This is a genomic window from Streptomyces sp. RB17, from assembly GCF_009604455.1.
In the GTDB taxonomy this organism is placed as follows: Bacteria; Actinomycetota; Actinomycetes; order Streptomycetales; family Streptomycetaceae; genus Streptomyces.
The window spans coordinates 531,481-551,633 of sequence record NZ_WEGL01000003.1 but is presented as its reverse complement, the minus strand read 5'-3'; the positions used below and the strand labels follow the sequence as shown (position 1 = coordinate 551,633).

The window sequence follows — 20,153 nt, the reverse complement described above, 5'->3', positions numbered from 1 at the left end:
CCCTCTCTCGGCATGCCGGTCAGCACAGCGGCACCGCCTCGCGCGAGTCCTCCGGCCAGGCTGTGAGCGGGGTGAAGCCGCGGTGGCCGCACTCGCCGAAGACCGTGACGGGGGCGCCGCCGGACAGGGCGACCAGCCGCCACAGGCCGGGGCGGGAGCGGGCTGCCAGGGTCAGCGGCAGGGCGGAGTCCGTGTCGGCGTCGGCGAGCTGCCACTGGTCGCCGTCCGGGACCGGTATCACCCGGTCCAGCGTCGCCGGCACGGACTCCAGCCAGGGGTCGTCGCACAACGCCGCGCCGTAGCGGGCCGCCGCCTCGGCCGTGCCGGTGCCCGGTGGACGGAACGCGGCCGGCGCGGGAGGGGCGAACCGCTCGCCCAGGGCGGACCGGGACTGACCCGCCCCCGGATAGGCGGACAGTTCCGCGTCCAGCGCCAGCCCGACCGGCAGGGACAGCTCGGGAGCCCGGCCGGCCGCGCCGTAGGACAGCAGCAGCCGGGTGCGGCCCGAGGCGGCTCCGTGCAGCCATATCCGGCGGGTCGTCAGTTTCGGGTCCACCGTGTCGTACTGGGCGAGGACCAGCCAGCGGTCGCGAAGCGGCACACCGTCCGCCGTGGCGGGCAGGCCCAGACGGGAGCGGACCGTGGCCGCGAGGGCGTCCGGCAGGCGGTCGCGGCGCAGCCAGCCCTGGTCGAGCAGGTGCAGCAGCGCGCACTCCTCCAGCAGCCGGGCCGGCCAGCCCGCACCGGACGCCGGGATCGTCCCCAACTCCCGTACGTGCGCGGCCAGTCCGGGCGCCTGGGCGTCCACCATGCGGGCCGCCGTCTCGTCCCACAGGCCGTACCCCGTCTGCTCGGCCGCGGCCAGGCCGCCGCGCAGCAGGTCCGCGAGGCGTTGCTCCAGCTCCGTCGCGCCCGCGGTGACCCGCTCGGCCCGGCGCTCGGCCCGCCGCCGGGCCGCCTCCGGATCCGCGGACCCGCTCCCGGGACCTCTCTCGCTCCGGCTCTGCTTGCTCACGGCGCGGGTGCGTCTGCCCACGAGCCACTGCTCGGCCCAGTCCGGCGGCTCCGCGGACGCCGGCACCGAGCCGTTGTCGCCCGCCCACAGCAAAAGCAGTCCGAGCGCGTGCTTGCACGGGAACTTACGGCTCGGACAACTGCACTTGTACGCCGGTCCGGCCGCGTCGGCGAGATCGACCACCGTCTGGTACGGCCTGCTGCCGCTGCCCTTGCACAGCCCCCACACCGTCCTCTCTCCGCTCCCCGCCTCGGACCACGGACCGGCCGTGCCGAGCCTGCCTCCCGCTTTGCGTGACGCGGCGTCAGGCGCCAGTGACAGCACCTGGTCCGCGGTCCAGCGCACCCCCTGCTCAGTCATGTCTCCGACGGTAGGCCCCGCCACTGACAATCCGTCCGGAGCGGGCGTTCGTGCAGGTCAGAGCGATTGTCAGTGGCGTGGTGCACGGTGGATGCCAGATCCGAACCGGCCGAGCTGGAGGGGGCCTCAGCCATGTCAGCCATGTCTGCGTCAGCCACGTCTGCGTCCGTGCGACCGACGACCGCCGAACCGACCGACGGCGAGGGTGCATCCGGGAGCGGACAGGCGCTGCGCCCGCACGCCGAGCACGCCTTCGCCACCGAACTCACCGCGCTCGCCGCGCAGGACGACCGCCCGCGCCCGGCCCGCTGGAAGCTGTCGCCATGGGCGGTGGCGACGTACCTGCTGGGCGGCACCCTGCCGGACGGCACGGTGATCACACCCAAGTACGTGGGCCCGCGCCGGATCGTCGAGGTCGCCGTCACCACGCTCGCCACCGACCGCGCCCTGCTCCTGCTCGGCGTGCCCGGCACCGCCAAGACCTGGGTGTCGGAGCACCTGGCCGCCGCCGTCAGCGGGGACTCCACCCTGCTGGTGCAGGGCACGGCCGGCACCCCGGAGGAGGCGATCCGCTACGGCTGGGACTACGCGCAGCTGCTCGCGCACGGCCCGAGCCGCGCCGCCCTCGTGCCCAGCCCCGTCATGCGTGCCATGGCCGAGGGCATGACGGCCCGCGTGGAGGAGCTGACCCGGATCCCGGCCGACGTGCAGGACACGCTGATCACGATCCTGTCCGAGAAGACCCTGCCCATCCCGGAGCTGGGCCAGGAGGTCCAGGCGGTCCGCGGGTTCAACCTCATCGCCACCGCCAACGACCGGGACAGAGGGGTCAACGACCTCTCCAGCGCGCTGCGCCGCCGCTTCAACACCGTGGTGCTGCCGCTGCCGGAGAGCGCCGACGCCGAGGTCGACATCGTCACCCGCCGGGTCGAGCAGATCGGCCGCTCCCTCGACCTGCCGGCCGCGCCCGACGGCATCGAGGAGATCCGCCGGGTCGTGACCGTCTTCCGCGAGCTGCGCGACGGCATCACCGCCGACGGCCGCACCAAGCTGAAGTCCCCCAGCGGCACGCTGTCCACTGCCGAGGCCATCTCCGTCGTCACCAGCGGCCTTGCCCTGTCCGCGCACTTCGGCGACGGCGTGCTGCGCCCGGGCGATGTGGCCGCCGGCATCCTCGGTGCCGTCGTGCGCGATCCGGCGGCCGACCGGGTCGTCTGGCAGGAGTACCTGGAGACGGTCGTCCGCGAGCGCGAGGGATGGACGGACTTCTACCGCGCCTGCCGGGAGGTGAGCGCATGACCGACGACAGCCGCTGGCCCAAGGCCCATGACTGCGGACCGCTGCTGCTGGGCGTGCGGCACCACGGCCCCGGCTCAGCCCGTGCGGTGCGCGGCGCCCTGGACGCAGCCCGGCCCGCCGCCGTCCTGATCGAGGGCCCGCCCGAGGCCGACGCGCTGATTCCGCTGGCCGCCGACCCGGAGCTGAGGCCCCCGGTCGCCCTGCTCGCCCATGCCGTGGACGAGCCAGGCCGCTCGGCGTTCTGGCCGTTCGCCGAGTTCAGCCCCGAGTGGGTGGCGATCCGCTGGGCCCTGGAACACGGCGCCCCGGCCCACTTCATCGACCTGCCGGCCGCGCACACGCTCGCGTGGGAGGAAGGGGAGAAGGGGGCGGAAGGGGAGGAGAAGAGGGGAGTTCCTGCCGGACCGGGCTCGTCCGCCGGACCCGGCGCCGAGGGAACCGCGGCGGACCCGCAGCATGCCGGTGCGGACCGGGACGGCGATGAGAGTGTGGACGACGCCGATGCCGGCCGGGACGGCGACTTCGGCTGGGACGGCGATGAGAGGCTGGACGGCGGCGATCAGGTCCGGGTCGACCCGCTCGCCGTGCTCGCCGAGGCCGCCGGATACGACGATCCCGAACGCTGGTGGGAGGACGTGGTCGAGCACCGGGGCCCGGGGGAGCGGGACCCCTTCGCCCCCTTCGCCGCGCTGGAGGAGGCGATGGACGCACTCCGCGAGCGGTACGGCGCCGGCGGGCACTCCCGGGACCTGGTCCGCGAGGCGCACATGCGGCTCCGGCTGCGCGCGGCCCGCAAGGAGTACGGCGACCAACTGGCCGTGGTCTGCGGTGCCTGGCACGTCCCCGCGCTGCGGAAGAAGACCACGGTCACCGCCGACCGGTCCCTGCTGAAGGGGCTGCCCAAGGTCAAGGCGGATCTGACCTGGGTGCCCTGGACCCACCGCAGGCTCGCCCGGTCCAGCGGGTACGGCGCGGGCATCGACTCGCCGGGCTGGTACCGCCATCTTTTCCACGCCCCCGACCGGCCGGTCGAGCGGTGGCTGACCAAGGTGGCGCGGCTGCTGCGCGAGGAGGACCGGCTCGTGTCCTCCGCGCATGTCATCGAGGCCGTCCGGCTCGCCGAGACCCTGGCGGCACTGCGCGGGCGCCCGCTGCCGGGACTGAGCGAGACCACCGACGCCGTGCGCGCGGTGATGGGCGACGGCTCGGACGTGCCGCTGGCGCTGGTGCACGACCGGCTGGTGGTCGGGGACGTCCTCGGTGAGGTCCCGGAGTCGGCGCCCGCGGTGCCGCTGCAGCGGGACCTGACCCGGCAACAGCGCTCGCTGCGGCTCAAACCCGAGGCGCTGGAGCGCGAACTGGAGCTGGATCTGCGGGGCGACACCGACGCAGACCGCAGCAGGCTGCTGCACCGGCTCCGACTGCTCGGCGTCGGCTGGGGAGAGCCCGCGGCTTCACGGGGGAGCACGGGCACGTTCCGGGAGACGTGGCGGCTGCGCTGGGAGCCGGAGTTGTCGGTGCGGGTCGCCGAGGCGGGCGTGTGGGGGACGACCGTAATGGGCGCGGCGCAGACCAAGGCCGAGGCGGACGCCACGGCCGCGCGCACGCTCGCCGACGTGACCGCGCTCGCCGAGCAGTGCCTGCTCGCCGGACTGCCGGACGCCCTGCCCGTGGTCATGCGGGTCCTCGCCGACCGGGCCGCGCTCGACGCCGATGTCGGCCATCTCGCCGAGGCCCTGCCCGCCCTGGTCCGCTCCCTACGCTACGGCGACGTGCGCGGCACCGACACCGGCGCGCTGGCCGGCGTCGCCGCGGGCCTCGCCGAACGCATCTTCGTCGGCCTGCCCCCGGCGTGCGCCGCGCTCGACACCGACGCGGCGGAGGAGATGCGCGCCCATGTGGACGGCGTGCACACGGCGGTGGCACTGCTGACGGAGACACTGGCCGCAGCGGGTGCCGGGGCCGGCGGGGTCGCGGATCCGAGCTCGGGCGAGCCTGCCGGTGCCGGTGCCGGTGCCGGTGCCGGTGCCGGTGGTTCGGTCGGGCTGGGTGCGGATGCCGGTGGCGCAGCCGGGCCGGGCGTGGATGCCGGTGGGCGTGTCGGTGTGGGTGCGGGCGGTGGTCCCGGTGGCGAGGCCGGTGATCCTGGTGGCCCGGATATGAGGGGCGGTGAGGGCGAGCGTGCCGTTGGCCCAGCCGGACCCGGTGACCGTGCCGGTGCCGACGCGCGGGGTGGTGCCGGTGGCGGGGGCGCTGCCCTGGCGACGGGAGACCCCGCCGCGAGTGCCGGGGCCGGACGGCGTGCCGGTGTCGGTCGGGATGGTGGTGCCGGGCGCGGTGATCTGCGCGGCCGTTGGCGAGCGGTGCTGCGGACACTGTCGTTGCGTGACCGCGTGCCCGGTGTGCTGCGGGGGCGGGCGGTGCGGCTGCTGTTGGACGACGGTGAGTTGGCGGCCGATGAGGCGGCGCGGCTGATGGGGCTCGCGCTGTCGCCCGGGACGCCGCCAGCCGACGCGGCCGCCTGGATCGAGGGCTTCGTCGGCGGCGGGGGCGGGCTGCTGCTGGTGCACGACGAGCGGTTGCTCGGCCTCGTGGACGGCTGGCTGACCGGGGTCTCGGCGGAGGCGTTCACGGACGTACTGCCGCTGCTCCGCCGTACGTTCGCGGCGTATGAGCCCGGAGTGCGCAGAACGCTCGGCGAACTGGTCCGGCGCGGCCCGGGAGACCGGTCGGCCGGCCGGGCGGCCGACGGGGCCATGGCACTCGGCTTCGGCGCCGAAGCGGACACCGAGCGCGCCGACGCCGTACTGCCGGTGCTGCACCTGCTGCTCGGCCTGGCCGACCGAGCCCCGCGAGACTCGGCCGAGCGTCAAAGGACTCGGCGCGAATCGGCCAAGCGCGCCCCGGTCCGGCGTGGCGCGACCGGGTGCGAGCCGGCCGCGCGGGGGAATCCCGAGGCGGGGACTGCCGACACGGGGACTTCCGATACGGGGTCTCCCGGAGCGGGAATTCCGGAGCCAGGGGAACCAGGATCGGGGAGCCTCGGGTCGGGTGATCTGGAGCCAGGGGAACCAGAGGCGGGGATCCTCGCGGCGGGTGATGCGGGGCCAGGGGAACCAGGGGCGGGGATCCTCGCGGCGGGGGTTCCCGGGTCGGGAAGTCCGGAGCCAGGCCGACCAGGGTCGGGAAGTCCGGAGCCAGGGCGACCAGGATCGGGAAGTCCGGAGCCAGGGCGACCAGGGTCGGGAAGTCCGGAGCCAGGGCGACCAGGATCGGGAAGTCCGGAGCCAGGGCGACCAGGATCGGGGTGCCTCGCGGCGGGGCCTCCCGGGTCGGGGAATCCGGAGCCGGGGGAACCAGAGGCGGGAACCCTCGCGGCGGGGCCTCCCGGGGCGGGATATCCGGAGCCAGGGGAACCAGAGGCGGGAACCCTCGCGGCGGGGGTTTCCGGGGCGGGGAATCCGGAGCCGGGGGAACCAGGGTCGGGGTGCCTCGCGGTGGGGATCTCCGGGGCGGGAGAGCCCGGGCTGGGGGGACCTGAGGTGGGAAGGGTCGGGCCGGGTGACGGCGAGCGAGTCGCGGCGCGGCGTGACACGACCGAGGACAACAGCCTTGCGGGGGTGGGGGGATGACGGACGAATCGATGCCGTTGGAGGTGGAGGACCCGGCGCGGGAGCGGTTGCGGCGCTGGCGGCTGGTGCTCGGCGGGGACCAGGCAGACGGCACCGGATGCGCGCTGTCCGGCCGGGACGCGGCGATGGACGGCACGCTCGCCGCGCTCTACGGCAAGGGGGACAAGCCGCAGGCGGGACGGGACCGTTCGGCGGGACTCGGCGCCTCGGCGCCGTCGGTGGCACGCTGGCTCGGGGACATCCGCACGTACTTCCCGTCCTCCGTCGTCCAGGTCATGCAGCGCGACGCCATCGACCGGCTCGGCCTCGCCGCCCTGCTGCTGGAGCCGGAGATGCTGGAAGCGGTGGAGGCGGACGTGCACCTGGTCGGCACGCTGCTCTCGCTGAACAAGGCGATGCCGGAGACGACGAAGGAGACGGCACGCGCGGTCGTGCGCAAGGTCGTCGAGGACCTGGAGAAGCGGCTCGCGAACCGCACGCGGGCCGCCCTCACCGGCGCCCTCGACCGCAGCGCGCGGATCAGCCGCCCGCGCCACCACGACATCGACTGGAACCGCACCATCGCAGCCAATCTCAAGCACTACCTGCCCGAGTACCGCACGGTCGTGCCGGAACGGCTCATCGGATACGGGCGGGCCGCGCAGTCGATGAAGAAGGAGGTCGTGCTCTGCATCGACCAGTCCGGGTCGATGGCGGCGTCCGTGGTCTACGCGTCCGTGTTCGGCGCGGTCCTCGCCTCCATGCGGTCGATCAGCACCCGGCTGGTCGTCTTCGACACGGCGGTGGTCGACCTCACCGACCAACTGGACGACCCGGTCGACGTCCTCTTCGGCACCCAACTGGGCGGCGGCACGGACATCAACCGGGCGCTGGCCTACTGCCAGTCGCAGATCACCCGGCCCGCCGAGACCGTGGTCGTGCTGATCAGCGATCTCTACGAGGGCGGCATCCGCGACGAGATGCTCAAGCGGGTGGCGGCGATGAAGGCGTCCGGGGTGCAGTTCGTGGTGCTGCTCGCGCTGTCGGACGAGGGCGCGCCGGCGTACGACCGGGAACACGCGGCCGCGCTCGCCGCGTTGGGCGCACCCGCCTTCGCCTGTACGCCCGACCTGTTCCCCGAGGTCATGGCGGCCGCACTGGAGAAGCGGCCGCTGCCGATACCGGACACGGTGTGACGCCGCGCATGAAAGGGACGGGAAAGGGGACATGACTACCCATCGGTAACAGGGGGCTTGCGTGGTCTCGGGCGTGGCGTGCAAGGATCGGCGGAGCCCGTGTCGTACCGAGCCGAGGATGTCCAGCTCCTTGACCTTCCCAGCAGCCCTCCTTGGTCCCACCGTGCGCGTGCTGCGTACGGCGGCCGGGCGGCGTGCGCTCCAACTGGTGCTGCTGGTGGGCGGACTGTTCGGGCTGGGTTTCCTCTGCGGCGAGCAGGCGCACGCGGCCGACGGGGCCCCGGTGCCGGTGCAGGCGGCATCGGTGCGAGCCGTGGGGACCGCGGGGCACGAGGACGCGGGACGGGCCGTACGAGCGGTACACGCTGTACGGGCGGTGCAGGCCGTACGGGCGGTGCGGGCCGTACCGGGCGTGGAGGACGCATCTGCGGTGCAGGTGGTCCGCGCGGCGACCGAGCGGGTTGCCACTCAGGTCCACAGCACCGGCGAACAGGCCGTCACTCCCGTGCGGGACGTGCTCACCACCGTTTCGCGGACCGTCGAGACCGCGGCCGCGCACGCCGTGGTCGACGGGTCCCGGACCTCGGCGCCTTCCCTGCCCCTGCCCGACCTCGCTCAGGTCACGGACGCACCCGCCCAGCTGACGCCGGAGCAGAAGTCGTCGGAGTCCGGCCCGCAGCGGTACAGCGGTACCGCGGCGCCCGCTCCGACGGAGCAGAAGACGCAGCGGCACGCCCGCGCCCTGGGCCGTGACGCCGTCGGCGCATCCGCGCCGGTCGTCGCATACGGCCTGGAGTGTGCCCCCGTGTCGCGGCCCGTTGCGCACGCCTTCGCGCGCCACGGGGCCGCCGTGGGCGTCCCCGGCCGGCCCGCGCCCACCGGAGACTCCGACGGCGTGCTCGGCAAGCAGGCCGCCGACGGCAGTGCGTCCCGCCACGGTGACGCGTACGCCGTCACCCTCGACGACCGGGCGCCCCTGCGGCTCGTGCCCGGCGCCGCCGCGCGCGTCGACGCGCCCCACACCCGGGACCGGTACCGGGACATCCCCGTCTTCCCCGGCTAGGCATCAGGCCGACCTCCCCGCCACGGACCTGTCGCGCGGGGGCGGAACAGGTCTGCCCGTCCGTCCGGACCGACCCCCAGTGATCGTCGCCGCGGGCCGTCGAAGCGTTCACCGCGATCGGCGTTCCGCGCTCTCCGGACGGAAACCCCAGCCGTTTCCGGCCGTTTCCGGCCACTTCCGAAGGACTTGACGCACACAATGAACAAGAACATCCGTCGCTCGATCGTGATAGCCGCCGGTGTCACCGGTGCGTGGGCGCTCGGCTCGGCCGTCGCCAGCGCCGACGAGCTGTCCGCCACCGTCTCCGCGCCGGACGCGGGCACCGAGGCCGGCGGCACCACCGACAGCGTCGCCGGCACCGTCGACGGCGTCCTCACCGGCGTCCACGACACCGTCTCCGGCGTCCAGAACACCGTCACGGGCACCGTCTCCGGCCTGACCGGCACGGCCACCCCGGCAGCCCCGGCCGCCGCCTCCACCTCGCTCACCTCGACGGCGCCCACCACCGACGCCGCCACCGGCACCGCCGACCAGGCCCGTCGCCACGTGGGCGCCAAGGTCCCGACCGCCGCGAGGATCCGCGGCGCCGAGGCCGTCAGGGGCGCCCAGGCCGCCCGCACGGCGCAGGGGCACGTCCAGGCCCGCGTCCAGACCGACGGCACACACGGCACCCACTACGCCGTACATGCGGCCGCGCACGCCGCCTCGACCGCCTCCCGGGCCCTCCCCCACACCACTCCGCAGGACGAGATCGACTACCTCTTCGGCCCGCTCTCCTCCTTCGCGCCCGAGGTGGAGGAGGCCCTGGCCGCCGCCCAGACCAAGCTTCAGGCCACCCAGACGGCCGCCCGTCTGAAGGCGCAGGGTGTCGAGGGTGCCGTACGGACGACGGCGCGGCAGGCCGTCGCCGCGGCGCAGGGTCGCACCGCCGGTGCCGCGAACGCCGCGAACGCCGTGAGCGGCACGGTGGCCGGGGCGGCCGGCGCGGCCGAGGCCTCCGTCGCCGGTGTGCCCGCGCAGGCCACCGGTACGGCCGGGGTCGCCGGGCAGCGCGTCGTCGGCACGGTCCGGGCCGTGCCCGGTGCGGTCACGCCGGTGGTGGACGAGACGACCGCCGCCGCCGTGCCGCCGGTGGCCTCCGCGGCGCTGGACGGCGCGGTGCCGGTCGCCGGCCGCGCTGCGACGGGCGTACAGGCCACGGCAGGGCACGCGGTGGCCGGCGTACAGGCCACGGCAGGGCACGCGGCGGCGGGCGGGTACGGAACCGTCGGGCACACCGTCCCCGCCGTGCACGGGGTCGCCGGTGGTGCGGTCTCCGGGGCGCTGGGCACCGCCGAGGGCGCCGGGTCGGGTGTGTACCGGACCGCCGAGGCGGCCGTGTCGGGGGCGTACGGAACCGTCGCGGACAGTGCCCCGCTGCGTACGGAACCGTCACGGACACCGCCCCCACTGTGTACGGGACGGCCGGAGACGCCGCGTCCGGTGCGTATGGGACCGCCGAGGGCGCCGCGTCCGGGGTTCACGGGGTCGCCAGGGACGCCGTCGGCGATGTGCCGCCGGTGGCCGCTGGGGCGACGGCGTACGCCGCCGGACCGGCCGGGCAGGTCACGCGGGACGCCACGGACGCGGTACTGCCGCCCGTGGCCGCCGGTGCCGTGCACGGGGCCGTGCCGGTCGCCGGGCAGGCCGTCGCGGACACGGGCGCCCTGGGCCACGGCGTGGCCGGTGACGTCCGGCCCTTCGCGGGCGGTGTCGTCGGCACCGTACCCCCGCTCGCGCACGGTGTGACCACGCGGACCGGGGTCTTCGCCGAGGGCGTCACCGCCCCGGTGTCCCCCTTCGCGGCCGGGATCGCCGAGTCCGCGGCCGCGCCGGTCGTCCGGCCGACCGCAGGGTTCGTCGACGCCCTCCACGGCACGGTCCGGGAGACCGGCGGCTCGCTCGCCGGGCACGCCGTCGGCGGGGTCGAAGGGGTCGCCCGTACGGCCGTACCGGCGTACGTCCAGGACATCCAGGACGTCCAGGACATGCCCGGCTTCCAGCACGTCCGGGACGGGTACGGCGTGCCGGGCGCCGTACAGGGCATGCGACAGCAGGGCTGAGCGCCTGCGGGCGCTGAGTGCCCCGACCGCTCCGCGGGGTGTCCGGATCCGGATGGCCGAATGCCGTCGGCGCGTCCGGCCGGGTGCCCCGCGGCCCGGGCGGGTGGTCCCCATTGGGGTGGGGATCAACCGCCCCGGCCCCGGCACCACCGGGGCCGCCCCAGGGGCCTCACCGGGTCAACCCCAGCCCGGTGAGGCCTCGCACATCACTGCGATTGCGGCACGGCGTGTCAGGAAACCCGGCATCATGTGACAGGTATCACCGCTCGCGTGTGACCCTCGATTTAGGGAGCCCCCGCAAGCGGCGATAACCTGCGAGACGGACATGCCGCGCGCTCGGACACCGTGTGCGCCCCCCTTGTGACAAGCGGACGTCACGTTGCCCTTCGCGGCACGCCCACGCATCCAACGAACCGCGAGATCACTGATAGGGACGGAAGCGCGTGGACCTGTTCGAGTACCAGGCGAGGGACCTCTTCGCCAAGCACGATGTACCGGTGCTGGCCGGTGAAGTCATCGACACGCCTGAGGCGGCGCGCGAGATCACCGAGCGTCTGGGCGGCAAGTCCGTCGTCAAGGCGCAGGTGAAGGTCGGTGGTCGCGGCAAGGCCGGTGGCGTGAAGCTGGCCGCCTCCGCGGACGAGGCCGTCGCCCGCGCGACGGACATCCTCGGCATGGACATCAAGGGCCACACGGTCCACAAGGTCATGATCGCCGAGACCGCTCCGGAGATCCTCGAGGAGTACTACGTCTCCTTCCTCCTCGACCGTGCCAACCGCACCTTCCTCTCCATCGCCTCCGTCGAGGGCGGCGTGGAGATCGAGGAGGTGGCGGCCACCCGTCCGGAGGCCGTCGCCAAGACGCCGATCGACCCGATCGACGGTGTGGACGAGGCCAAGGCCCGCGAGATCGTCGCGGCCGCCAAGTTCCCGGCCGAGGTCGCCGACAAGGTCGTGAACGTCCTCGTCCGCCTGTGGGACACCTTCATCAAGGAGGACGCCCTCCTGGTCGAGGTCAACCCGCTGGCCAAGGTCGCCTCCGGCGAGGTCATCGCCCTCGACGGCAAGGTGTCGCTCGACGACAACGCCGAGTTCCGCCACCCCGACTTCGAGGAGCTCCACGACAAGGCCGCGGCCAACCCGCTCGAGGCCGCCGCCAAGGAGAAGAACCTCAACTACGTCAAGCTCGACGGCGAGGTCGGCATCATCGGCAACGGCGCGGGTCTCGTGATGAGCACCCTGGACGTCGTCGCGTACGCCGGTGAGAAGCACGGCGGCGTCAAGCCCGCCAACTTCCTGGACATCGGCGGTGGCGCCTCCGCCCAGGTCATGGCGAACGGCCTGGAGATCATCCTGGGCGACCCGGACGTCAAGTCCGTCTTCGTCAACGTCTTCGGTGGCATCACCGCCTGCGACGAGGTCGCCAACGGCATCGTGCAGGCCCTGAAGCTCCTGGAGGACCGCGGCGAGAAGGTCGAGAAGCCGCTCGTCGTCCGCCTCGACGGCAACAACGCCGAGCTGGGCCGGCAGATCCTCACCGACGCCAACCACCCGCTGGTGCAGCGCGTCGACACCATGGACGGCGCGGCCGACAAGGCCGCCGAGCTGGCCGCCGCCAAGTAAGCACTCAGGACGAGGACACCAACACACCATGGCTATCTGGCTCAACAAGGACAGCAAGGTCATCGTCCAGGGCATGACCGGCTCCACCGGCATGAAGCACACCAAGCTCATGCTCGGTGACGGCACCAACGTCGTGGGCGGCGTGAACCCGCGCAAGGCGGGTCAGACCGTGGACTTCGAAGGCACCGAGGTACCCGTCTTCGGCACCGTCAAGGAGGCCATCGACAAGACCGGCGCCAACGTCTCCGTCATCTTCGTGCCGGAGAAGTTCACCAAGGACGCGGTCGTCGAGGCCATCGACGCCGAGATCCCGCTGGCCGTCGTGATCACCGAGGGCATCGCCGTGCACGACTCGGCGTCCTTCTGGGCGTACGCCGGCAAGAAGGGCAACAAGACCCGCATCATCGGCCCGAACTGCCCCGGCATCATCACCCCGGGCCAGTCCAACGTCGGCATCATCCCGGGCGACATCACCAAGCCGGGCCGCATCGGCCTGGTGTCGAAGTCCGGCACGCTGACGTACCAGATGATGTACGAGCTGCGTGACATCGGCTTCTCGACGGCCGTCGGCATCGGTGGCGACCCGATCATCGGCTCCACCCACATCGACGCCCTGGCCGCGTTCCAGGACGACCCGGAGACCGAGCTCATCGTGATGATCGGTGAGATCGGCGGCGACGCCGAGGAGCGCGCGGCCGCGTTCATCAAGGAGAACGTGACCAAGCCGGTCGTCGGCTACGTCGCGGGCTTCACCGCGCCCGAGGGCAAGACCATGGGTCACGCCGGCGCCATCGTCTCCGGCTCCTCCGGCACGGCGCAGGCCAAGAAGGAGGCCCTGGAGGCCGCGGGCGTCAAGGTCGGCAAGACCCCGACCGAGACGGCGAAGCTCGCCCGCGAGATCCTGGGCGGCTGAGCTTCTCAGCTGACCGTCGCTGGGCCCGCCCCGTTCGCCGGGGCGGGCCCAGCGACGTTTCGCTCACAGTCCTGCCGCGCTCACCGCTCTATCGCGCCTCCGGAGTCACCCGATCCGGCCCCCGCGCGGCAGCGCTCCGCAACTTCGCCTGCAACTTCGAGCGCAACGCCCGCTCCTTCCGCGACAGCGGCCCCATCACCCCCACCGGCGGAACCCCCTGCACCGCCTGTGCCGGAGCGATCGGCGCCTCGTAGTGCGTCGGCGCGGACCGCACCGTGAGCGTCGTCGCGCCGATGATCGCCGCCGTGAACGCGATCGCCGTCCGCGTCCAGAACGTGTTCCGCCGTTCGCTCGCCCGCCGCACCGGCTCCGGCCGGGCCGCGCGCACCCGCTCCGCCGAGGCCAGCGCCCGCAGCCGGTGATGCAGCTCGACGGGGTCGGCCAGTTCCGGCAGCCGCGCGGCCAGCGCCTCGCGGGCGTGGGTCAGCCGGTTCGCGGCGGCCGGTGTGCTCGCCTCCGTCTCCGCCGCGGTCTCCGGCAGGTCGAGGCCCACACCGTCGTACAGGACGAGCGTGCGCCGGTACGTCGGCGGCAGCTCCAGCAGGGCGTCCAGCAGCGCCCGGTCGGCCGGATCGGCGGGCGGCGGCTCGGGGTGCCGGTACCGGGGCCGGAAGCGGTGCCAGGGCGAGAGCGCGCAGTCGTGCGCCGCCGCCCGCACCCAGCCGCCCGGATCCCGGTCCCGGGCCACCTGGGGCCAGCGCTGCCAGGCCAGCTGGAAGGCCCGCTCCACGGCCTCGCGGGCCGGCTCCCGGCGCCCGGTGAGCAGATAGGTCTGGCGTACGAGGGCGGGGGCGCAGAACGTGTACAGCTCGTCGAAGGCCTGAGCGGGCGTCAGGGGATCGGTGGTGTTCTGCGGAGTCACCGTACGCCTTTCCGTACGAAAAAGAACATGAACGTATATTGAGCGACACTACGGAAGTTCCCCTGTTGCGACAGGAATGCGCGTGTCGTTGGGAGCATGGCGTGCGTGATCCTGATGAGCGCTCGCCTGCCGTCGCTGTCGCCCCTGCTGACCCGGATGCGGGACCGCGAGCCGGGACTCGCCGCGAGCCTGCTCGGCGGCGCCGTCGCGGCCGGACTCGGATTCGGCTCGTTCGCCGTGCTGGTGATGGTCCTGTGGGTCAGCTCGCCGTATCCCGACAGCGGTCCGGGCGGCGCGCTGCATGTCGCCGCCGGGCTGTGGCTGCTGGCCCACGGCGTCGAACTGGTCCGCACCGACAGCCTCTCCGGCGCGCCCATGCCGGTCGGGGTGACCCCGCTGCTGCCGCTCCTGCTGCCCGTGTGGCTGGTGTACCGGGCCGCCAGGGTCGCGGTGGACGCGCCCGCCGACGCCGACGGCCCGCCGCCGGTACCGGCGCGCACGGTGTGGACGGGGGTCGTCCTCGGCTACCTCGGCGTCGGCTGCGGGCTCGCGGTGTACTGCTCGCGCGGCGAACTGCGGCCCGACTGGATCTGGGTGACGCTGTGTCTGCCCCTGGTCGCGGCCGGCTCGGCGGCGGCCGGGGTATGGGCGGCGTACGGCCGTCCGCGCGAGCCGGTGCTGAGCGCGCTGGCGGTGGTTCCCGGGGCGGTGCGGCGGCTGGTGCTCGGCGCGGACGAACGCGCCCGGCTGGGTACGGCCGTACGCGCCACCGGTGCCGCCACGGCCGTGTTCCTCGGCGGCGGGGCGCTGCTGCTCGCGGTGTCGCTGGTGTGGCACGGCGGGGCGGCACGGGCGTCCTTCGTCCAGCTGACGGAGGGATGGACGGGACGGTTCGCCGTACTCCTGCTCGGCGTCGCGCTGATCCCCAACGGGGCGGTGTGGGCCGCGTCCTACGCCCTGGGCCCCGGCTTCCTCCTCGGCGTCGGGCATGTGGTGCAGCCCTCCGTCTCCGATCCGGCCCCTCTGCTGCCGCCGTTCCCCCTGCTGGCGGCGGTGCCGGACGCCGGTGCCGGGACGCCGCAGAACTGGGCGACGGGACTGGTGCCGGTGGCGGCCGGGGTGACGGCGGGGTGGTTCGTGGCGCGCGGCGCCGTACGACGGCCGGAGCCGGGCGCACCGGCACCGCCCCGCTGGTCGGCCGTCCGTACCGCCGGGATGGTGCTGCTGACGGCGACCCTCTGCGCGGCGGTCCTCGCCCTGCTCGCCGTCCTGGCCGGCGGCCCGCTGGGAGTGTCCGCGCTGGCCCGCTTCGGACCGGTGTGGTGGCAGACCGGGGGAGCGGCGTGGGCGTGGACGGCGCTGTGCGGGATGCCGGTGGCGCAGACCGTGCGGCTGTGGCGGCTGTGGAGGCAGCGCGAGCGGCGTGGGGAGATCCCTTCGCAGGGGACGGGGCCAGGGACAGGGCGCGCCGGGAACACGCAGGGCCAGGGCAACACGAAGGACGCCTCGAGGACGAAGGACGCGACGAAGCCGGGGGACACCGCCGAGGCGACGGGCAAGACCAAGGCGGAGGACACGGCCGAGGCGGAGGACACGGCCGAGGCCGAGGAGGCGGGTCAGGCGGCCGAGGAGACCGCGAAGGCCAAGGACAAGCACGCGGGCAAGACCAAGGACTGGGTCAACGGCAAGGACTCGGCCAAGGGCAAGGGCAAGGACTCGGGTACCGGCAGGACTCCCGCAGCCCTACCGGAGCTCGTGCCCGACGACGAGGAGCCCTACGACTTCCTCCCGACCGACGATCCGTTCCCCCCGGACTGGCACGACGACCTGGCACGCGCCTCACGCTGGGCGGCCCTGCGAGAGGCTGCGGCGCCACGCGACCCGTCGGGCCCCGGGGCGAGCCCCGACCTCACCGACCCGCCGCCGGGAGCCACAGAACCCCCGGACACGGCTCAATGACCGCGCTGAGGACCCGCCGGCTCAGCTGTTCCCGACCCCCAGAACCCCCCGCAGCTCCTTCGGCAGCAGTTGGTCGCAGGATTGTTTGGCCTCGTGGGTGAGGGCGTCGTTCACACAGGTGTAGTAGTCGCGGTAGACGAACTGGACCGTGAAGGTCGAGGCCACCAGGACCAGGGCCAGGGATGCCGTGACCAGGCCGCCGATGGCCGCCGTCGCCTGGGGCCGGCCCGTCCCCGGCGGAGGCGCCGGGGTGTCCGGGTTCGGCCTGCCCGGCTTGGCGCGCAGCGCGCTGACGCCCCAGTAAAGAGCCAGCGCGCCCAGCAGCAGGGCCACGTACGGCCAGCTGAACAGGGCGAAGAAGACGGCCCACATGCCGGACAGCAGGGCGTAGCGCGCGCGGCGCTGGGCGGGGTCGGTCGGGTCCCAGCGCATGCCGCCGGGACCGGCCGGTCCGCCGGGGCCCTGGGGACCGCCGCCGGGCCGCTCGCCGAAGCCGTCGGGGGAGCGCCCGGGCTGGCGGTCGCTCCACTGGTCGCCCCACGGAGAGCCGCCCCCGGAGCCGGTCCCGTGACCGGAGCCCTGGGAACCCTCGGGATGACGCGGCTGCCAGGGCCGGTCCGGGGTGCCCTCGGGCGGCGGCGCGAAGGGGTTGTCGTCCTGCCGCCCACCGCCGTGTCCGTCTACGCCGTGTCCGTCTACGCCGTGTCCGTCACCCCCGCGGCCGCCGTGCCCCGCGGGCCCTCCAGAACCGGCAGATCCTCCAGAACCGGCAGGCCCGCCATGCCCGGCCTGTCCACCCTGACCACCGTGTCCACCCCGAGGAGCCTCTGGCGGCGAGGTCGGCCGCTCTCGCAGCACGGTGCCACGCTCGCCTCCCTGGGCCGGGCTCGGAGGGAACGTGAGGAGTCGCAGGCTGCGAACGGGCATCAAAAGAGCGTCTTCCCCTAGGCGAATACGGCTGTGCTTACGGCTGTGAACACGGCTGCGAAAACGACTGTCCGATATGAGCTTCCTCCCCGACAACGCACCGCACGACGACCGCGTTCCCGAGGCTGCCCTCCGTGATTCCTTGCGAACGCTACCTTCCGGCCCCGCACCCGTCCCGTGGGGGCCTTCCCATGTGCCGGTATCGTTGCTGACGGTCGACCGCTTCGTAGACTTCCCTGTATCGAGGGGCGTAACGCATTCGTACGAATGTACAAAGCGCCGGCCGGAACCGTCGCCACCCCAGAAAGGGCCCCATCGTGGCCGCCACCCCCGCCGGCCCAGCGGTCAAGCGCCTCGTCGTGCTGGTCTCCGGATCCGGCACCAATCTGCAGGCGCTCCTGGACGAGATCGAGCGCACCGGAGCCGAGCGGTACGGCGCCCGGATCGTCGCCGTAGGGGCCGACCGCGCCGGCGTCGAGGGGCTCGCCCGTGCCGAACGGGCCGGGCTGCCGACCTTCGTGTGCAGGGTCAAGGACCACGCGAGCCGCGAGGAGTGGGACGCCGCCCTCGCCGCGGCCGTCGCCGCGTACGAGCCGGACCTCGTGGTCTCCGCCGGGTTCATGAAGATCGTGGGGAAGGAGTTCCTCGCGCGGTTCGGCGGGCGGTTCGTGAACACGCACCCCGCCCTGCTGCCCAGTTTTCCCGGGGCCCACGGAGTCCGTGACGCGCTCGCGTACGGCGCCAAGGTCACCGGCTGCACCGTCCACTTCGTCGACGACGGCGTCGACACCGGCCCGATCATCGCCCAGGGCGTGGTGGAGGTCCGGGACGAGGACGACGAGAGCGCGCTGCACGAGCGCATCAAGGAAGTCGAGCGAAGGCTGCTCGTCGAGGTCGTGGGGCGGCTCGCCCGCAACGGCCATCGCATTGAGGGACGAAAGGTAGTTATCCAGTGACCGCCACCGCCGAGAGCACCAAGCGGCCCATTCGCCGGGCGCTCGTCAGCGTCTACGACAAGACCGGGCTGGAAGACCTCGCGCGCGGGCTGCACGAGGCCGGTGTCGAGCTCGTCTCCACCGGTTCCACGGCCGGCCGGATCGCCGCCGCCGGCGTCCCCGTCACGAAGGTCGAGGAGCTGACCGGCTTCCCCGAGTGCCTGGACGGCCGGGTCAAGACCCTGCACCCGAGGGTGCACGCGGGCATCCTCGCCGACCTGCGGCTGGAGAGCCACCGGCAGCAGCTCGCCGAGCTCGGTGTGGAGCCGTTCGACCTCGTCGTGGTCAACCTCTACCCCTTCCGCGAGACGGTCGCCTCCGGCGCCTCGGACGACGAGTGCGTGGAGCAGATCGACATCGGCGGCCCGTCCATGGTGCGTGCCGCCGCCAAGAACCACCCGTCGGTCGCCGTGGTCACCAGCCCCGACCGGTACGCCGACGTGCTCGGAGCCGTCAAGGACGGCGGCTTCGACCTCGCCGCCCGTAAGCGTCTGGCCGCCGAGGCGTTCCAGCACACCGCCGCCTACGACGTGGCCGTCGCCTCCTGGTTCGCCTCCTCGTACGCGCCGGTGGACGAGTCGCGGTTCCCCGACTTCCTCGGCGCCACCTTCGAGCGCAAGAACACCCTGCGCTACGGCGAGAACCCGCACCAGCCGGCCGCCCTGTACGTCGACGGCAGCGGCGGGCTCGCGGACGCCGAGCAGCTGCACGGCAAGGAGATGTCGTACAACAACTACACGGACACGGACGCCGCCCGCCGTGCCGCGTACGACCACGACGAGCCGTGCGTCGCGATCATCAAGCACGCCAACCCCTGCGGTATCGCGGTGGGTTCGGACGTGGCCGAGGCGCACCGCAAGGCGCACGCCTGCGACCCGGTCTCCGCGTACGGCGGTGTCATCGCCGTCAACCGGCCGGTGAGCCGGGAGATGGCCGAGCAGGTCGCGGAGATCTTCACCGAGGTCATCGTCGCCCCGGACTACGAGGAGGGGGCCCTGGAGGCCCTCAGCAGGAAGAAGAACATCCGGGTGCTGAAGGCTCCGGGCGAGCCCTGCAACCGGGTCGAGGCCAAGCAGGTCGACGGCGGTCTCCTGCTCCAGGTCACCGACCGGCTCCAGGCCGACGGCGACGACCCCGCGAACTGGACGCTGGCCAGCGGTGAGGCGCTGTCCGCCGAGGAGCTGAAGGAGCTCGCCTTCGCCTGGAAGGCGTGCCGCGCGGTGAAGTCCAACGCGATCCTGCTCGCCAAGGAAGGCGCCTCGGTCGGCGTCGGCATGGGCCAGGTCAACCGTGTCGACTCCTGCAAGCTGGCCGTCGAGCGGGCCGGCGACGAGCGGGCGCGCGGCTCCTACGCCGCCTCCGACGCGTTCTTCCCCTTCCCCGACGGCCCGGAGATCCTCATCGCCGCCGGCGTCCGGGCGATCGTCCAGCCGGGCGGCTCGATCCGTGACGAGCAGGTCGTCGAGGCCGCGACGAAGGCGGGCGTGACGATGTACTTCACGGGTACGCGCCACTTCTTCCACTGAGCATCTGGGCATCTGATACGCCCCATGCGAGCGACGGCCTCCGGCCCTCCCCCGAGGGAGCCGGAGGCCGTCGGCCTGACCGGGTCAGCAGGGGCGCAGGGACCAGATCGGGTCCCACGTGGCCGTGCCGGCCTGGTACGCCGTCGAGGTCCAGCGGACGCTGCCGTCCTGGTTGTAGAACCGGGCGATCGTGCCCGGCGTCTGGTTGTTGGTGAACGGGCCGTTCCCGGTCCAGTTGTGGACCGCCCAGGTCTGGCACTTGTAGAAGTCGAACTTGGTGCCCCTGACGATCATGCAGAGGTGACCGTAGGCACAGTCCAGGTCCTTGGCGGCGATCTTGCCCTGCCGGGCCTTGGTGAGGGTCAGGCCGTCGTACCGGACCTCGTCGGCGGAGGCCGAGAGCGGCTTCGGGTGGCCCGCGAGGACCTGGTCGGCGACCTGCTGGACGCCGGTGACCCGGGTGCCGTCCGGGGCGGCGGCGGTGGCCGCGGCCGTGGAGCCGGCGAGCAGGGCGGTGGCCGCGACGAGCAGTGCGGCGGGCTTGGCGATGTTCACGTGTTCCCCCATGTGAACGAGCGGTGTGGTCGCTCCGCCGGGCCGGAACGGTCCGTGGCGGAGTGGTTCCACCGTCGCAGCCGTGTCC

At 73.6% G+C, this 20,153-nt stretch carries 15 protein-coding genes; 11 read left to right on the top strand and 4 right to left on the bottom strand.

Features of this window, described 5'->3' with window-relative positions:
- Nucleotides 1–19 precede the first annotated feature (19 nt).
- Nucleotides 20–1,375, bottom strand: a complete 1,356-nt coding sequence (locus tag SRB17_RS16175) for an SWIM zinc finger family protein (protein ID WP_153539146.1) — start codon at nucleotides 1,373–1,375, stop codon at nucleotides 20–22.
- Between the two features lie 141 nt (nucleotides 1,376–1,516).
- Here SRB17_RS16175 and SRB17_RS16170 point away from each other — a divergent pair, with 141 nt between their 5' ends.
- The 8 genes from SRB17_RS16170 to sucD all read left to right on the top strand — a co-directional run bounded on the left by SRB17_RS16170 (nucleotide 1,517) and on the right by sucD (nucleotide 13,181).
- Entirely contained in the window at nucleotides 1,517–2,674 is a 1,158-nt protein-coding gene (locus SRB17_RS16170; RefSeq protein WP_228396083.1) for an ATP-binding protein, read from the top strand.
- Nucleotides 2,671–6,306, top strand: coding sequence for a DUF5682 family protein (locus tag SRB17_RS46345; RefSeq protein WP_228396082.1), 3,636 nt, complete (start codon nucleotides 2,671–2,673; stop codon nucleotides 6,304–6,306). The genes SRB17_RS16170 and SRB17_RS46345 overlap by 4 nt, the downstream gene beginning before the upstream one ends.
- Nucleotides 6,303–7,481: a VWA domain-containing protein gene (locus SRB17_RS16155; RefSeq protein WP_228396081.1), complete on the top strand. Its 1,179-nt coding sequence runs from the start codon at nucleotides 6,303–6,305 to the stop codon at nucleotides 7,479–7,481. The genes SRB17_RS46345 and SRB17_RS16155 overlap by 4 nt, the downstream gene beginning before the upstream one ends.
- 118 nt (nucleotides 7,482–7,599) lie before the next feature.
- The gene (locus SRB17_RS16150; protein WP_153539144.1) at nucleotides 7,600–8,544 is read left to right on the top strand and encodes a hypothetical protein; all 945 of its coding nucleotides are present in this window, start codon (nucleotides 7,600–7,602) and stop codon (nucleotides 8,542–8,544) included.
- A 198-nt stretch (nucleotides 8,545–8,742) separates the two neighbouring features.
- On the top strand, nucleotides 8,743–10,332 hold the full coding sequence (locus tag SRB17_RS16145) for a hypothetical protein (RefSeq protein WP_153539142.1): 1,590 nt from the start codon (nucleotides 8,743–8,745) through the stop codon (nucleotides 10,330–10,332).
- The gene (locus SRB17_RS45415; RefSeq protein ID WP_194294026.1) at nucleotides 10,329–10,646 is read left to right on the top strand and encodes a hypothetical protein; all 318 of its coding nucleotides are present in this window, start codon (nucleotides 10,329–10,331) and stop codon (nucleotides 10,644–10,646) included. Before SRB17_RS16145 ends, SRB17_RS45415 begins: the two co-directional genes overlap by 4 nt.
- Before the next feature lie 443 nt (nucleotides 10,647–11,089).
- Nucleotides 11,090–12,268, top strand: coding sequence for an ADP-forming succinate--CoA ligase subunit beta (sucC, locus tag SRB17_RS16140; RefSeq protein ID WP_323375654.1), 1,179 nt, complete (start codon nucleotides 11,090–11,092; stop codon nucleotides 12,266–12,268).
- Nucleotides 12,269–12,296: 28 nt separating this feature from the next.
- Nucleotides 12,297–13,181: a succinate--CoA ligase subunit alpha gene (gene sucD / locus SRB17_RS16135; protein WP_153539140.1), complete on the top strand. Its 885-nt coding sequence runs from the start codon at nucleotides 12,297–12,299 to the stop codon at nucleotides 13,179–13,181.
- Between the two features lie 88 nt (nucleotides 13,182–13,269).
- Here the strand turns inward: sucD and SRB17_RS16130 are convergent, their stop codons facing one another.
- Nucleotides 13,270–14,103, bottom strand: a complete 834-nt coding sequence (locus tag SRB17_RS16130) for an RNA polymerase sigma factor (RefSeq protein ID WP_323375652.1) — start codon at nucleotides 14,101–14,103, stop codon at nucleotides 13,270–13,272.
- A 96-nt stretch (nucleotides 14,104–14,199) separates the two neighbouring features.
- Between SRB17_RS16130 and SRB17_RS16125 the strand changes: the two genes are divergently transcribed.
- Entirely contained in the window at nucleotides 14,200–16,062 is a 1,863-nt protein-coding gene (locus tag SRB17_RS16125; RefSeq protein WP_194294025.1) for a DUF6350 family protein, read from the top strand.
- A gap of 21 nt (nucleotides 16,063–16,083) precedes the next feature.
- Here SRB17_RS16125 and SRB17_RS16120 read toward each other — a convergent pair whose 3' ends face one another.
- Nucleotides 16,084–16,989 (bottom strand): hypothetical protein, encoded by a 906-nt coding sequence (locus tag SRB17_RS16120; protein WP_153539138.1) that lies wholly within the window; start codon nucleotides 16,987–16,989, stop codon nucleotides 16,084–16,086.
- A 317-nt stretch (nucleotides 16,990–17,306) separates the two neighbouring features.
- Between SRB17_RS16120 and purN the strand changes: the two genes are divergently transcribed.
- On the top strand, nucleotides 17,307–17,945 hold the full coding sequence (purN, locus tag SRB17_RS16115) for a phosphoribosylglycinamide formyltransferase (protein WP_323375650.1): 639 nt from the start codon (nucleotides 17,307–17,309) through the stop codon (nucleotides 17,943–17,945).
- Nucleotides 17,942–19,510 (top strand): bifunctional phosphoribosylaminoimidazolecarboxamide formyltransferase/IMP cyclohydrolase, encoded by a 1,569-nt coding sequence (purH, locus tag SRB17_RS16110; RefSeq protein WP_323375648.1) that lies wholly within the window; start codon nucleotides 17,942–17,944, stop codon nucleotides 19,508–19,510. Before purN ends, purH begins: the two co-directional genes overlap by 4 nt.
- Before the next feature lie 84 nt (nucleotides 19,511–19,594).
- Here purH and SRB17_RS16105 read toward each other — a convergent pair whose 3' ends face one another.
- A complete protein-coding gene (locus SRB17_RS16105) occupies nucleotides 19,595–20,077 on the bottom strand; it encodes a hypothetical protein (RefSeq protein WP_153539136.1) in 483 nt (160 codons plus the stop codon).
- Between the last annotated feature and the right edge of the window lie 76 nt (nucleotides 20,078–20,153).